This window comes from Streptomyces sp. H27-H5 (assembly GCF_026627505.1).
In the GTDB taxonomy this organism is placed as follows: Bacteria; Actinomycetota; Actinomycetes; order Streptomycetales; family Streptomycetaceae; genus Streptomyces.
This window is the reverse complement of record NZ_JAPNLK010000051.1, coordinates 39,141-53,074: the sequence shown is the minus strand read 5'-3', so window position 1 is coordinate 53,074 and position 13,934 is coordinate 39,141. Positions and strand designations below refer to the sequence as shown.

Genomic DNA, 13,934 nt, shown 5'->3' with positions numbered 1-13,934 from the left:
GGTGCCGTCGGGGCGCGGGTCGCGCCGCGCCCCGACGGTGGAGGTGGGGGCCGGTTCCAAGAGCCCCTCACGGCGTGATTCGGAGCTCGACCGCGGTCGGATGGGTGTGTGTCGCGGGCTCTTTAGCCGGCGAGCATTCCGGTGCGCAGGCGGGTGAGGGTGCGGGTCAGGAGGCGGGAGACCTGCATCTGGGAGATGCCGAGTTCGGCGCCGATCTCGGCCTGGGTCTTCTCCTGCCCGAACCGCATCGACAGGATCTGCCGATCCCGCGGCGCCAGGTCCTTCAGGAGCGGAGCCAACGTGTGGAAGTCCTCGAACAGCTCCATCGCGGGATCCACGTCACCCACGGTGTCGGCCAACGAACGCGGCTGCGCGGACGGCCGGCTCCCCGAGGACGTCGACTCGTCGATCGACCCGCTCGTGTAACCGTTGGCCGCCACCATGCCCTCGACGACCTGCTCCTCCGACAACTCCAGATGCTCGGCCAGCTCCCGAACCGTCGGCGCCCGACCGAACACCTCCGTCAACGCCTCCTGGCTCTTGGCCAGCTCCGTCCGCAGCTCCTGCAACCGACGCGGCACATGCACCGCCCACGTCGTGTCACGGAAGAACCGCTTGATCTCCCCCGTGATGAACGGCAACGCCAACGTGGAGAACTCCACCTCACGCTCCGGATCGAACCGGTCGATCGCCTTGATCAGACCGATCGTCCCGACCTGGATGATGTCGTCCAACTCGATCCCACCACCCCCGGTGGCACGCCCCCGAAAACGCCGGGCCGCGAAGTTCACCAACGAGATGTTCATCTCGATCAACGTGTTCCGCGCGTACTGGTACTCGCGCGTCCCCTCCTCCAACGACCGCAACCGCACCAGGAACAGACGCGACAACTCCCGCGCGTCCGAAGGCGCCACCGCACGCGCGTCATCGATCCGCGGCAACACCGACGAACCGGAACCCTCGACCACCGACCCGACAGGCGGCACGACCTGCACATCGAGAGCGGGGCTGACAACTGCGGCGGCGTGGGACATGGAACCGTTCCTCCCCTGGACGGATGACTTGCAGGGCCCGTCTTCCCATGCGACGCGTTCTCACACCCCGCACTCGCGCTTTTTCTTTCGAGGGGAAGACGGGCCTGCGGCTCCCCGTCACCGGGGCCGGACGTCGAGGGTGGCCGCCATCTTCCGCAGAACGCGGTGCTGCCGAGTGGCGGTCCATGCCATCCAGCCCAGGAAGCCCGCCGCGAAGACCGCGAAGACCACGGTCTGAAGGCCACCGGCCGTGAACCCCACCAGGACCACGATGGCCGTGAACATCAGGGCCAGGAACGCCAGCGCCACACGACGGTGCCGGGTCGCCCGCAGCCTCTCCTGGACCAGGCGCCCCATGTCAGCCCGTTCGTCGGCCGATTCGGGGACCTCGCCGTGGCGCAGTCGGTCGTCCAGCGACGCGTACTCCTCGTTGGAGACGCCCCCGGCCGCACGGCGCTCGCGGCGGCGGGCGAGGAACAGGACGCCCAGCGCCCCCACGGCACCCACCGCGGCACGTACGACGGCCTCCATCGGGGACCGTCCGGGGCTGAGGAGCAGGATCACCCCCGCACCGATCGCGACCATGAACAACGCCTGGGCCCACAGGTGTGTGGCCAACCACTTGTTCAACGCTCTCACGCGTCTCCCCCAACCCTCTTGTACGGCAACGACTTTGAGCCTCGTGTGCCCATGGCCGGTGCGCCCATGCGAAGAGGTGTGGCGGCTGGTGCGTGGCGGCCGGCGGGCCGCGGAGGGTCGGCGTGCGGTGCGCGATCCGGCCCGTCACTGCTCGCGCATGCCCCACGGGGATCCGTAGGCGGTGAGCAGGTCCAGGAAGGGGCGGGCGGGCAGGGCCTCCGGGCCCAGGACGCCGGCGCCCTTCCAGACGCCCGAGGCGAGGAGTTCCAGGGCCACGACGGGGTTGACGGCCGTCTGCCAGACCACGGCCTGGCAGCCGTACTCGCCCATGGACCACTCGTTGTCGACGACGTGGTAGAGGTACACCTCGCGCGGGGCGCCGTTCCTGGTGCCCTTCACCCAGGTGCCGGCGCAGGTCTTGCCGGACATGCGGTCACCGAGGGTCGCCGGGTCGGGCAGGCAGGCGGCGACCACGTCCCGGGGGGAGACGCGGACGGGGCCGTCCGGGCCGGGCACGGTCACCGGTTCGGTGCTGTCCAGGCCCAGCGCGTGGAGGGTCTTGAGCTTGCCGATGAAGTCCTCGCCCAGGCCGTACTTGAAGGTGACCCGCCGGGCCTTGAGCCACCGGGGCATCAGCAGCACCTCCTCGTGCTCGACGTTGACGCACTCCACGGGCCCGATGCCCTCGGGGAAGTCGAAGACCTCGGCCTCGCTGAACGGTTCGGTGGTGAACCAGCCGCGCCCCTCCTCGTACACCACGGGCGGGTTGAGGCATTCCTCGATGGTGGTCCAGATGTTGAAGGAGGGGGCGAACTCGTATCCGTCGACGGTGAGGTTCGCGCCGTCGCGGACCCCGAGTTCCTCGATCTCGTCGAAGAGCTCGTCCGCGGCGTGGCGGGCGAAGACGTCCGACAGGCCGGGTTCGACGCCCATGCCGACCAGGGCGAGACGGTCCGCCGTGCGCCACGCGTCGGCCAGCTCGAACTGGGCGTCACCGAGGCGTACGCCGCACCGCTCGTAGGGGCGGTCCGGGTCCGGGTACGACAGGGACATGGCCATGTCCAGGTAGTGCGTGCCGGCGCCGAGGGCTGCCCGGAACAGGGGCATCACGAACCGCGGATCGGTGGCGTTGAGCAGGACGTCGTAGCCGCCGGAGGAGAGCAGGGCGGTCACGGCGGCCTCGTCGGAGGCATTGGCCCGGACGGCGTCGAAACGGGTCTCGGCCGGGTCGAGGGCGGCGACGGCCGCCTCGGCGCGGGAGAGGTCGTAGTCGGCGACGGTGACGTGGGTGAGGAACGTGCGGCGGGCGGCGATCCGGGAGATCGCGGTGCCGACGCCGCCGGCACCCATCAGGAGGACGCGCATGGTCAGACCCTTCTTGCGGGTGGGGAGGGGTGGAGGACGGCATCAAGGCCTTCCCTCGGGGGATCAAACCCGCGCCGCCGAGGTAACGTCAATGGTGTTGGCGTAAGGGTGCGCATGGGTGGAGGAGGAGTCGATCGTGGCCAAGCAGGTGGTGCCCGAGGAGGGGCGCAGGCGACGGCGTCCGACGCGCACGGGAACGGTGTTGTCAGAGCGGCTGATCGTGGAGACGGCGCTGCGGATGCTGCGTGAGCACGGCAGCGCGGGGCTGAGCGCGCGCAGGTTGGGGGCGGCGCTCGGCGCCGATCCGAGCACGTTGTACCGGTACTTCACGGGCATGGACGAGCTGACCCGGGCGATCGGCGAGGAGCTGATCGGGCGGGCGCTGGACGGCTGGGTCGCCGGCGGGGACTGGCGGGCCGACCTGCGCGAGCTGGGGCTGCGGATCCACCGTGCGTACCTGGCACATCCGCAGGCGGCGGTGCTGACCGCGAGCCGGGTGAGCGGACGGCCCCGGGAGATCGCCGCGGACGAGGCGGTGCTGGGAGTCCTGCGGACGGCCGGTTTCGAGGATCCGGCGGCCGTGCGGATCTATCACGCGTTCATCGACCAGAGCCTGGCCTTCTCCGCGCTGGACGCCGGGGCCCTGGCGCTGGCCGAGGAGGACCGGTCGGCGGACGAGGCGATGTGGGAGACGACGTACGCGGCCCTGCCCGCGGACCGTTACCCGCACATCGCTGCCACGGCGGGGCTGCTGGCGGCACGGATGGCGGACAGCGCGTATCCGGTCGCGCTGGAGATGCTGCTGGAGAGCGCGGCGGCGCGGCTGGCCGCAGGTGGACGGTGACGCCGGCGCCACGCGGAGCACCGACCACCGGCGGACCGCCGCGGCATTCGATCGGGGAAACGCGCGCGACGGGAGGCAACAACGGCTCCCCGCACGGAAGATTGGCCCCATGACCGTTATCGCGAACATCGACTCGACCCGTCCCGTGACGACGCTGATCAACGTCTTCACGGTCGCCCCCGAGCGCCAGCAGGAGCTGACCGACCTGCTGGCGCGCGCCACCGAGGAGACGATGAAGCACCGTCCGGGCTTCGTCAGCGCCACCTTCCACGCCAGCCAGGACGGGCGACGCGTGATCAACTACGCCCAGTGGGAGTCCGAGGAGCACTATCACGCGGTGCTGGCCGACCCCGAGGCCCGCGCCCACATGAAGGCGGCGTCCGCCCTCGCGACCGACATCCAGCCGCGACTGTTCCGCGTGACCTCCTCCCACCGCAAGGACGAGCCGACCCCTGGCGGGCACGTCGAGGCATGATCCGGCGATCGCCCGTCCGATCGTGGCGATCACCCCTCGCGTTTTCTACAAAGCTGTAGAAGCATGGGCGCGGACACCCGGACCGACCCCTTTGCTGATCCTTTACCATGGGGGCTGGGTGTCCCCGCCGGGTGGGCTCGCCGGCGATCACCGCGAGCAGTCCGACCGCATGACCCCCGATGAAGCCCGAGCACGCCCCGTTGAAGACCGATGAAGAAGAAGGAGCAGCAGACCCGCGATGGGTGAACCTCCCAGTCCGAGCCGTGCCACGTCCTGCCCGCGGATTCTCAGCCCGGGAGCGGGGGTGGCACGGTGACCCAGGTCCTGCTGCTGCTCCTGGCCCTCGCGCTGACGCTGGCGTGCGCGGTGTTCGTCGCCGCCGAGTTCTCGCTCACCACCGTCGAGCGCAGTGAGCTCGACCGCGCCGTCGCGGCGGGCGAGCGCGGCGCCGAAAACGCCTTGAAAGCCGCCAAGCGCCTCACCTTCCAGCTCTCCGGCGCCCAGCTGGGCATCACTGTGACCTCGCTGGTCATCGGCATGCTGGCCGAGCCGGCCGTCTCCGCGCTGCTGCGGGGGCCCCTCGAAGCGGCCGGCCTGCCCGCCGGCGCCGTGTCGACCACCGCGACCCTGTTGGGCGTGGCCCTGTCGACGGTGGTGTTGATGGTGGTCGGCGAACTCGTACCGAAGAACTGGGCGATCGCCCGCCCGCTCGCCGTCGCGAAGGTCGTCGCCGGACCCCAGCGGGCGTTCACCGCCGCGTTCGCCCCGCTCATCCGGCACCTGAACAACGCCGCGAACCGTCTCGTGCGGCGCTTCGGCCTGGAGCCCGCCGAGGAGCTGGCTTCCGCCCGCACCCCGGAGGAACTGGTCGCCCTGGTCCAGCACTCCGCCCGGGCGGGCGCGATCGAGGCCGACTCGGCAGAGCTGTTCGTCAAGACCCTGCACCTGGCCGAGCTGACCGCGGAGAACGTGATGACCCCGCGCGTGGACGTCCGGGCACTGGAAGCCCGCGCGACGGCCACCGACGCCGCGCGGCTGACCCTGGCCACCGGCATCTCCCGCTTCCCCGTCTACCGCGACACGCTGGACGAGGTCATCGGCACGCTCCACATCCGTGACGTGTTGGCCCTGGACGAGGACGAGCGCGGCAGCACCCCGGTCACCGACCTGATGACCTCCGCATTGCTGGTGCCGCACTCCCTGCCGGTCGACACGCTCCTGGGACGGCTGCGCAAGGCCCGCACCATGGCCGTGATCATCGACGAGTACGGCGGCACCGCGGGCGTCGCGACGGTCGAGGACATCGTCGAGGAGGTCGTCGGCGAGGTTCGCGACGAGCACGACCCCGTCGAGGTCCCCGCGCTCATCGAGGGACCGGACGAGGACGGCCGACGCACCTGGGAGGTGGACGGCGGCATCCGTGTCGACGAGCTGGAGGAGATCGGCTTCGACGTCCCCGAGGGTCCCTACGAGACGGTCGCCGGCCTCCTCGCCTCCGTGTTGGAGCGCATCCCCGTCGAGGGGGACATCGTCAGGTTGGACGGCTGGGAGCTGGCCGTCCTCGACATAGACCATCACCGGGCCGACCGGGTTTCGATCCTCGCGCCCGCCGATTCCGTCGTTGACCAGGAGCAGAGCCGATGACCGCGATCCAGCTGTTGATCGGCGCGTTCACCCTCGTCACCAACGCCTTCTTCGTCGGCGCCGAGTTCGCGCTGATCTCGGTGCGCCGCAGTCAGATCGAACCGGCGGCGCTCAAGGGCGACCGGCGGGCGAAGAGCACCCTGTGGGCGCTCGAACACCTCTCGGCGATGATGGCCACCGCCCAGCTCGGCATCACGGTCTCGTCGCTGGTCCTGGGTGCGGTTGCCGAGCCCGCCATCGCGCACCTGCTGGAACCGCCCTTCGAGGCCATCGGCATCCCCGAGGGTCTGATCCACCCGATCGCGTTCGTCATCGCGCTGACCGCGGCGACGTACCTGCACATGTTGATCGGCGAGATGGTCCCCAAGAACATCGCGCTCGCCGCGCCCGCGCCGACCGCGCTCCTGCTCGGGCCGCCCCTCGTCACCCTCACCCGGGCGCTCCGTCCGTTCGTCTTCGGCATCAACGCCTTCGCCAACACACTGCTGCGGCTGCTCAAGGTCGAGCCGAAGGACGAGATCGCCTCCGTGTTCAACGACGACGAGCTCGCCCGGCTGATCAAGGACTCCAGCGCCGCCGGACTCATCGACCCCGAGGACGGAGAACGCCTCCGCGACGCCCTCGAACTCGGAAGGCGAGCCGTCGGCGAGGTGATGGTGCCGCTCGGCGACACGGTCACCGTGGGGCACGAGATCACCCCTCGCGGGCTGGAGCGCATCGCGGCCGAGTACGGCTACTCCCGCCTGCCCGTCACCGGCCCCGGCGGGGCGATCCTCGGCTACCTCCACATCAAGGACGCCCTCGCGGCGCTCGACCGCGCGGCGCCATTCCCCCGCGGGGCGCTGCACCCGATCGTCAAGGTCTCCCTCGGTACCCCGATGGACGACACGATGACGGCCATGCGGGACGCCGGCACCCACCTGGCCGCCGTCACCGGTGGCGAGGGCGAGGTCCTCGGCTTCGTCACCATGGAGGACCTCTTGGAGGAACTCGTCGGCGCGGCCACGCACGAAGGCGACGCCTGACGCAGCCCGTCGGCCGGCGCCTCGTGGCGTCGGCCGGCGGCAGATGCGCCTCGCGGGCCGTTCCGTCACGACGGGGCGGCCCGCGAGGCGCATCTCTGCTTGTCGATCCCCCCGGCGGGTCCGATTCCGCACCGGGGTAGCGTCTGCCGGTGAATCCCCGTCCTGACGTTCTTCCACGGCTCCGTCGTACTTCCACGGCTCCGTCGACCGAAGGCGACCGCGCGACCTCGTGGACAGAGTCCCTGCCCGCCGTCGACCCGCGGGCCGACGGGGGCGTCGTACGGAGCGAGGGGCGGGCCCACATGAGCGGCATGGAACAGGCGGACGCGGCGGCATTGCGGCCGCGCGGTCTGGTGGACCTGCGGGGGCGTGACGTGGGAGCGGACCGCCTGTCCTATCCCCCGGGTGCGGTGGTGGTCATATCGGGTCTGCCGGGCAGCGGCAAGAGCACCCTGTTGCGCAACTGGTCCCCCGGCACGCTCACGGTCGATCCCCGTGACGTCCGCGAGGCCTGCCGGGCCCGGGTGCCGGCCCGCCTGCCCTACGCCGTGTACCGGCCGTGGGCCCGGGTCGAGTACGTACGGCGACTGCACGAGGCCCTCGGCACGGGCAGGCCGCTGCTGGTCCACGACTGCGAGAGCCGGCCCTGGATCCGCCGCTGGCTGGCGCGGTCGGCGGCGCGGGACGGCCGTGAACTCCACGTGGTGATGCTGGCCGTGTCCGCCGCCGACGCGCTCGCGGGCCAGGAGGCCCGCGGCCGGTGGGCGCCGGCGCGGGTCTTCGCCCGGCACCATCGACGGTTGGAGCGGCTGTTCCTGGGGCTGGAGGTGCCCCGGCGGCTGCCGCCGAGGCCGGGCGGGCCCGTGCCGGTCCCGCGCGGGTTGGCCGGAGCCGCGTCGTTGGTGGTCCTCGACCGCGCGTTGCGCGGGCGCTTCACCTCCGTCGACTTCGGCCGCACCGCGCCGGCCCACAACAGCCCGGCGGGCGTGCCCGTGGAGGCCGCGCGGCGCCCCGTGTCGTCACCGCGGCCGTGAGGCCGTGAAGGTCGGGGGGCGGCCGGGACGGCGCGGCGTTCCTCGTCGGGCCTGTTGCGGCCCTTGCCGCCGCCGAGCCGCCGAGCCTGCGCCGGCCCGCATCGCCGAGCCTGTTGCGGCTTTCGTCGCCGGGCGTCCCCCGGCGCGTCTACTGGTACGGGTCGAAGGGGATGCCCGCCGGCTTGGCCTTCGCGAGGTGGGACGCGAAGGAGTCGTCCTTCAAGCCGAAGTGCGCGCTGCCGAAGTCGGCCTGGCTGAGCTTGTCCCGCAGCGTCGCCGGGTAGCCCGACCAGCCGACGAGCGCGGGGAACTGCCAGGTGCCGCGGTGGTTCTCGGGCGGCTCGTCGTTCGTGTTCGCGGCGCGGAAGCAGTGGGTTCCCACGCCGTCCTTGTGGTAGACGACCTTGGCGTGGGTGCCGTCCCAGCGGATCTGGTCGCGCGTGTGGAGGTTGAAGTCGCCGTGGGCCGAGGTCGCCACGTACTTCGCCTCGTCGTTCTGGATCCACACCACGACGTGTTCCCAGTCGTGACGGTGACCGCCGAGCCCGATGCCGGGTATGGCCTGGTCCTTCTCGAAGTACAGCGCGTACACCACGGCGCACCACCCGTTGTTGCACTTGGCGCGGGAGTAGCTGTTGGTGTTGGCGAGGTCCGAGGCGTCGCGGCAGTTGCCGTTGAGGGCGCCGCTGGGGTTGAGGCCGCCGTTCAGGACTCCGGTCGGCCCTATGGCGGGTGTCGGGTAGCAGCCGTCCGTGTCGTAGTCGAAGGCCGGCTGGAAGGTCAGCTCGACGGCCTCGGCGTTGGTGGGGAGTGCCGGGGGCGGAGCCGCGAAGGCCGTCTGGGCGACGGCGAGGACCAGCGCGAGGGCGGTGCCGACGACGACGGATGATCTCCGAATGTGATGACTGGTCCGCACAACAGGCCTCCGGCCGTTCGGTTCGGGAGTGGCGCGTGGCTCCCGACCCTGTCGGTCGGCGCGCCGGGAGCATCATTGGCGAACCTCGACGGCACAGCAAGGGTCCCGACAACAGGTGTTCACCGCCCACCGGGGCACGCAACACGTCGATACACAGGGCGAGTTGGGACCGCCCCGTGCCGACGTCCGGCCTGCCGCACGGGCGACCGGCCGGACGTCGGCGACCCTCGACCCATGGGACAGCCGTCGACGCCGGAGCGGACCTGGCCCGAAAGTCGTCTCCGCCGATCCGGCGACCGGACCGACGCGCACGGGCGCGGGCGTGGCGTGCGGCCGCCGAACGGCGCGTGGTTCCGCTCGAAACAGTGACATGAGTCACGGGGCGCAGAGAGATCACGGAACCATTACGTCCGCTACCACCTCCCGGACATATCGACATTTGTCCGTTGGGGATCGACATTCCCCTCTCCACCGAAATGGGCGAATCGGCAGGTGAGACGGGAGGGGGCGATCGGCCCTGTCTGGCGGGATTCTGATGAGACGTCACCCGTCTCGCGCATCGCGTGGACCGGCCGGGCAGCACGACTGCGCATCCTTTTCAAGCCCGGTGATCGGCGCCGGCGTGCGAGCCGACGCCGAGACTTGCCAGCCCTGTACGGGGCTTCTAAGAATGGCGGCCCGCCCGGCGCTCCAGCAGCTCAGGCGCAGGACGCTTCGCAGAAACCAAGTGAGGTCACGCATGAAGCACCGTAAGAGGACGCACTACAAGAAAATATCGATCGCCGCCGTCACCCTGGGCATCGTGGGCATACCCACCGCCGCCATGGCGTGCCTGGACACCCAGGAGTCGGGTGCGGCAACCGCCACCGGCCGGCACGTGCGCCCCTCCCACAGTGTCCCCACCACCAGTGCCCCCACCCCCGACGCGTCGCTCCAGAACCTGGCGGGCGACACGAGCACTCCGATCGCGACGATCGAACCGTCGGCGCCCTCCACGCCGACCACCCCGGCCACGCACCGTACGCACAAGACGAAGCCGTCGACCGGCGCGAAGAAGCCCCCCACGGCGACGAAGCCCGAGAGGCCGTCGCAGCCGTCTCCGGTCACCCCGCCGGCCCCCGTCGCCACGACGGAGCCGACCAGCCCGACCGCGCCGTCCTCCGGTCCGGCCGCCGAGGTGGTGGCCCTCGTCAACCAGGAGCGCGCCAAGGCCGGCTGCTCCGCGCTCACCGTCAATGCGAAGTTGACGACCGCCGCGTTGAACCACAGCAAGGACATGGCCGCGAACTCCAACATGTCGCACACCGGCTCCGACGGCTCGGACCCGGGCGCGCGCATCACCCGCGCCGGCTACAGCTGGATGACCTACGGCGAGAACGTCGCCTACGGCTACAGCACGCCCGAGCAGGTCATGAACGGCTGGATGAACAGCCCCGGACACCGGGAGAACATCCTCAACTGCGCGTTCAAGGAGATCGGCGTCGGCCTCGCCGAGCCGAACTCGTACTGGACGCAGGACTTCGGCGCCGCGCGCTGACCAGCCGGCATCCGGGATCGGTGAGTCCCGGGCGCGCGGCCCCGCGGCATCGGGCCGAGGCGGGGGCGACCTGACACGGTCGCCCCCGCCTCCGGCGTGTCACGACCGGGCGGGCGTGCGCGGAGTCGCGTGCTCTCGTACTCATCCGGCGGGGTGGGCCCGTCCGTCCGTCACACGGTCGCCTCGAGCGGGGCGCTCGCTTCGGTGGGCCGTGGGCCAGTGCCATGTCCACACCGTGTTCCTCTTCTCGGTGACCGGGCCCTGGTCGGGTGCCGGGGTGTGGGTGGCGCGCGGGTGGACGGTCAGTACCGGCCCGGGTCCGTCGCGGTACGCGCGGTCCCAGGCGAGGAGGGACGTGGCCAGGGTGTCCGCGGCCGCTTTGGCGTCCGGACCGAAGGCGTGGACTCCGAACTCCCGTCGGGGAGTGCCGGTGGTCCCCTCGTCGGCGCGACGTTGGACGAGGTGGGCCGGCGAGCCGTCGGTGACGAGGGCCGCCGCGTCCGTGTCCTCGGGGAGGTGGAGCGGACCGGCCTGGGCGCGATCGCCGGTCAGGCGGCAGAACCCGGGCAGGGTGGAGGCAAGCCACACCTGGAGGCCGGCCTCCGAGGCGTCGCCCCGGACGGTGATCCCGGAGTCCACAGTTCGACACGGGTGTCGGTCAGGGCGCGGTCGAGGCCGTCGAGCGGGGCGGGAGCGGTGTCCTCCCAGCGGATCCCGTAGCCGGTGTTCCCGATCGGGATCGAGGCGTCCTGCCATCGCCCGGCGCTCCGCACGGGGGCGGAGGCGCACGCGTCGACAGCGGTGGAGACCAGCAGTCCGTCGCGCTTCCGGAAGGCGATGGTCCACGTGCCCGGTCTTGGTTCCAGCCGAGGAGGACCTCTCCGCGCGGGTTGGTGAGGACGACCGCGACACCCGCCGTGGCCGCCGGGTCGGGCCGCCCCTTCTCCCGATGGATGACGTCCGTCGTGGGCGCTCCGGTCAGCAGGAGCGTGGTCGTACCGTCCGTGTCGAGACGCTCGATGTGGTGCCAGCCGGTCGAGACCATGGCGATCTCGCTGCCGTCCAGGCAGATGGTGCGAAGCGTCTGGGGGTGGTGTTCGGCGTGCGGGGTGATGACGCACAGCCTCCCGCCGGGGGCCAGGAGGGCGGCCAGTTGCGCCAGGACCCGGGTGCGGTCGGGCAGGAGGGCCAGGGCCCGGCGCAGGGTGATGAGTGCGTACCCGCCGGCGGGGGCGAGGGGGGCGAGGTAGCCGGCGGTGATGTCGAGCCGGTGGAAGGACACGGTCGGCGGGGAGGCGGCGGCGTGGTCGACGGCGGCCGCGGCGAAGTCCACGGCGTCGACGCGGTAGCCGAGGGTGTCGAGCAGGCGGCCGACCTCGCCCGTACCGCACGCGACGTCCAGCGCGCGCGGGCTCCGCACGCCTTCGGGTGGGGTAAGCCGCTCGCGGGGGCGGTACAGGCGGAGGCACGGCCGGTCAGTGGTACGGGCCGGTCATCGGTTCCGTCCGGTCCGGCGCCTCCGTGAGGTGGGCGATCGAATCGCCGGGCTGCTGGAAGTGGAGCGCGAACGGGTGGCCCGCGCGGTGGGCTTCGAGACCGGCCCGGCAGTAGGCGACCATCGGTTCCGGGAGGTCGTCCACGTGGTGCCAGGCCATGGCGTCGCACAAGTGCGGCTCCGTGATGCGGGGTTCGCCCGTCCAGCGCCGTACCTCGAAGAACACACCGATCCGCGCACCGCCGAACGGGGAGCGGTGGTGCACGGTCACCGCGTGCGACACGTCCCCCCGATCGATGAGGACGCCCGTTTCCTCGCGTCCCTCCCGGATCACCGCCTCGACGAGATCCTCGTGCGGACCGTCCAGGTGCCCGGAGGGCAGGTGCCACATCCCGGCCGCGTACACCGCCCCGGCCCGCCGCGACAGCAGGACCTCCGGCCCCCGCACGCCGTCGCGGCGCAGCAGCAGGTGCGCGTCGACCGTCAGTTTGTACCTCGCTCCCCCGCTCACCGCGCGCCGCCCGGGCCGACCGCCGCCGAGGACGGGCGCCGGACCGGCTCCCCCGGGGCCGATCCGGCGGCCGGCCACTGCTCGGTGTAGGGGCGGCCCGCCCGGATCCCCTCGATCGCGGCCCGGGTGTACGGCACGATGGGCTCGGGCAGGGCGTCGAGGGGCCACCAGTCCCAGCTGACGCACTTGTCCGGCTCCCGGACCTCCAGGTCCCCTGCCCACGCGTCGGCGCGAAAGACGAGTTGCATGCGCGGGCGTCCGTCGCCGCCTTCGTCCAGGACGTGGACGACGTGGACCAGTTCGAGGTCCTCGGGTCGGATCCGCAATCCGCCTTCTTCCCATGCCTCGCGCACGATGCAGGCGGTCGCCGGCTCGTCCTCGCAGTGGCCGGCCAGGAAGTGGTGGGTCGAACCGGCGAACGCCGAATCCGGGTGGCGCAGGCCCAGGAGCACCTTGGCGTCCCGCTCCAGGTAGAGGTGCACGCCGACGATGTTGAGGCGGGTCCGGTCCACCGGCGCCCTCCGCATCTCGGCGGAACAAGACCGCGGTGGAAGCAAGACTCCTCCAAGGTGGACACGAAACCGTACGGTGCTCGAACAACAGGCGCGGTGGTGCCACCGACACGGTTCCCCGAGGGCGAATCGATCGAACGTGTCTGCGAGCGCCGGGCGATTCCCCGTATTGCCGGGGCGAAGGCCTCAGGGCTTCACACGACCGGGTGGAACATGCGCGGTGACACCCGTTGGGGGCATTGCGTCGCAGTCGTGAACGCATCGACCCTGGCACCCAGCGCCCGTCTTCCGCGGCTCGACGGGAGGTTCCGGGGTCTTCGTTTGCGAACGGAGGGTACACCGATCCGCCCCACCCGAACCGCGGGGCGACGTGCCCCTGCGCCATGCGGGTGACAAGCGGGGAATACGGACGAAGCGGGGCAGATTCCTCCCGTCGAAGGTCTCCCCCGCTGAAGGAGTGTGCCGTGGCCCTGTCCCGTACCGAGCGTGAGCAGTTCCTCGCCGAGCCCCATGTCGCCGCCTTCGCCGTGAGCGCGGGCGCGGACGGTGAGCGTGCCCCGCTGACCGTCCCGATCTGGTACCAGTACGCTCCCGGCGGCGACCTCTGGATCATGACCGGCCGGGACTCCCGCAAGGCCGAACTGATCGGTTCCGCAGGCCGGTTCACGCTGATGGTGGACCGCCTGAAGCCGACGATCCGGTATGTTTCGGTCGAGGGCCCGGTCATCTCGACGGCGCCGGCCCAACGAGACCAGCTGGTGGAGCTCGCCTCACGGTACCTGCCGGCGGAGAAGGGTCGACGGCTACGTCGACTTCGCCTGGAAGGACCACGGTGAGCAGCTCGTCTTCCACATGCGTCCGCAGCGGTGGGTGAGCTCGGACCTCGGCACGGTCTGACCGCGC

General features: G+C 71.4%; 14 protein-coding genes and 1 pseudogene. 7 read left to right on the top strand and 8 right to left on the bottom strand.

What is annotated here, in order from left to right:
- Positions 1-122: 122 nt before the first annotated feature.
- From OTB19_RS24705 to OTB19_RS24695, 3 genes are all read right to left on the bottom strand, one after another.
- A complete protein-coding gene (locus OTB19_RS24705; protein WP_267799194.1) occupies positions 123-1,034 on the bottom strand; it encodes a SigB/SigF/SigG family RNA polymerase sigma factor in 912 nt (303 codons plus the stop codon).
- Between the two features lie 117 nt (positions 1,035-1,151).
- The gene (locus OTB19_RS24700) at positions 1,152-1,673 is read right to left on the bottom strand and encodes a hypothetical protein (protein WP_267800579.1); all 522 of its coding nucleotides are present in this window, start codon (positions 1,671-1,673) and stop codon (positions 1,152-1,154) included.
- Between the two features lie 144 nt (positions 1,674-1,817).
- Positions 1,818-3,038 (bottom strand): saccharopine dehydrogenase family protein, encoded by a 1,221-nt coding sequence (locus tag OTB19_RS24695; RefSeq protein WP_267800578.1) that lies wholly within the window; start codon positions 3,036-3,038, stop codon positions 1,818-1,820.
- Between the two features lie 136 nt (positions 3,039-3,174).
- Here OTB19_RS24695 and OTB19_RS24690 point away from each other — a divergent pair, with 136 nt between their 5' ends.
- The 5 genes from OTB19_RS24690 (at position 3,175) to OTB19_RS24670 (ending at position 8,060) form a co-directional block, all read left to right on the top strand.
- On the top strand, positions 3,175-3,882 hold the full coding sequence (locus OTB19_RS24690) for a TetR/AcrR family transcriptional regulator (protein WP_267800577.1): 708 nt from the start codon (positions 3,175-3,177) through the stop codon (positions 3,880-3,882).
- Between the two features lie 109 nt (positions 3,883-3,991).
- Positions 3,992-4,357, top strand: coding sequence for an antibiotic biosynthesis monooxygenase family protein (locus OTB19_RS24685; protein WP_267800576.1), 366 nt, complete (start codon positions 3,992-3,994; stop codon positions 4,355-4,357).
- Positions 4,358-4,669: 312 nt separating this feature from the next.
- On the top strand, positions 4,670-6,001 hold the full coding sequence (locus OTB19_RS24680) for a hemolysin family protein (RefSeq protein WP_267800575.1): 1,332 nt from the start codon (positions 4,670-4,672) through the stop codon (positions 5,999-6,001).
- Positions 5,998-7,026: a hemolysin family protein gene (locus tag OTB19_RS24675; RefSeq protein WP_267800574.1), complete on the top strand. Its 1,029-nt coding sequence runs from the start codon at positions 5,998-6,000 to the stop codon at positions 7,024-7,026. The genes OTB19_RS24680 and OTB19_RS24675 overlap by 4 nt, the downstream gene beginning before the upstream one ends.
- A gap of 302 nt (positions 7,027-7,328) precedes the next feature.
- On the top strand, positions 7,329-8,060 hold the full coding sequence (locus OTB19_RS24670) for an AAA family ATPase (protein ID WP_267800573.1): 732 nt from the start codon (positions 7,329-7,331) through the stop codon (positions 8,058-8,060).
- A 148-nt stretch (positions 8,061-8,208) separates the two neighbouring features.
- On the opposite strand, the gene OTB19_RS24665 is transcribed toward OTB19_RS24670, so the two are convergent.
- Positions 8,209-8,976, bottom strand: coding sequence for an NPP1 family protein (locus OTB19_RS24665; RefSeq protein WP_267800572.1), 768 nt, complete (start codon positions 8,974-8,976; stop codon positions 8,209-8,211).
- A 739-nt stretch (positions 8,977-9,715) separates the two neighbouring features.
- On the opposite strand from OTB19_RS24665, the gene OTB19_RS24660 reads away from it, so the two are divergent.
- A complete protein-coding gene (locus OTB19_RS24660) occupies positions 9,716-10,513 on the top strand; it encodes a CAP domain-containing protein (protein WP_267800571.1) in 798 nt (265 codons plus the stop codon).
- 141 nt (positions 10,514-10,654) lie between these two features.
- Here OTB19_RS24660 and OTB19_RS24655 read toward each other — a convergent pair whose 3' ends face one another.
- From OTB19_RS24655 to OTB19_RS24640, 4 genes are read right to left on the bottom strand one after another with little or no spacing between them, the layout of a single operon-like run.
- The gene (locus tag OTB19_RS24655; protein ID WP_267800569.1) at positions 10,655-11,152 is read right to left on the bottom strand and encodes a hypothetical protein; all 498 of its coding nucleotides are present in this window, start codon (positions 11,150-11,152) and stop codon (positions 10,655-10,657) included.
- Positions 11,153-11,171: 19 nt separating this feature from the next.
- Positions 11,172-11,972: a methyltransferase domain-containing protein gene (locus tag OTB19_RS24650; RefSeq protein ID WP_267800602.1), complete on the bottom strand. Its 801-nt coding sequence runs from the start codon at positions 11,970-11,972 to the stop codon at positions 11,172-11,174.
- A 16-nt stretch (positions 11,973-11,988) separates the two neighbouring features.
- A complete protein-coding gene (locus OTB19_RS24645; RefSeq protein ID WP_267800567.1) occupies positions 11,989-12,519 on the bottom strand; it encodes an NUDIX hydrolase in 531 nt (176 codons plus the stop codon).
- On the bottom strand, positions 12,516-13,031 hold the full coding sequence (locus tag OTB19_RS24640) for an NUDIX hydrolase (protein WP_267800566.1): 516 nt from the start codon (positions 13,029-13,031) through the stop codon (positions 12,516-12,518). Before OTB19_RS24640 ends, OTB19_RS24645 begins: the two co-directional genes overlap by 4 nt.
- Before the next feature lie 464 nt (positions 13,032-13,495).
- Between OTB19_RS24640 and OTB19_RS24635 the strand changes: the two are divergent.
- Positions 13,496-13,928: pseudogene (locus OTB19_RS24635) on the top strand (pyridoxamine 5'-phosphate oxidase family protein).
- The last annotated feature ends 6 nt before the right edge of the window (positions 13,929-13,934 follow it).

What these genes read in the sequence shown, in the direction of transcription:
- OTB19_RS24660 (WP_267800571.1), top strand. Translation starts at nt 9,716, where the DNA reads ATGAAGCACCGTAAGAGGACGCACTACAAGAAAATATCGATCGCCGCC.
- OTB19_RS24685 (WP_267800576.1), top strand. Translation starts at nt 3,992, where the DNA reads ATGACCGTTATCGCGAACATCGACTCGACCCGTCCCGTGACGACGCTG.
- OTB19_RS24675 (WP_267800574.1), top strand. Translation starts at nt 5,998, where the DNA reads ATGACCGCGATCCAGCTGTTGATCGGCGCGTTCACCCTCGTCACCAAC.
- OTB19_RS24695 (WP_267800578.1), bottom strand. Translation starts at nt 3,038, where the DNA reads ATGCGCGTCCTCCTGATGGGTGCCGGCGGCGTCGGCACCGCGATCTCC.
- OTB19_RS24670 (WP_267800573.1), top strand. Translation starts at nt 7,329, where the DNA reads ATGAGCGGCATGGAACAGGCGGACGCGGCGGCATTGCGGCCGCGCGGT.
- OTB19_RS24705 (WP_267799194.1), bottom strand. Translation starts at nt 1,034, where the DNA reads ATGTCCCACGCCGCCGCAGTTGTCAGCCCCGCTCTCGATGTGCAGGTC.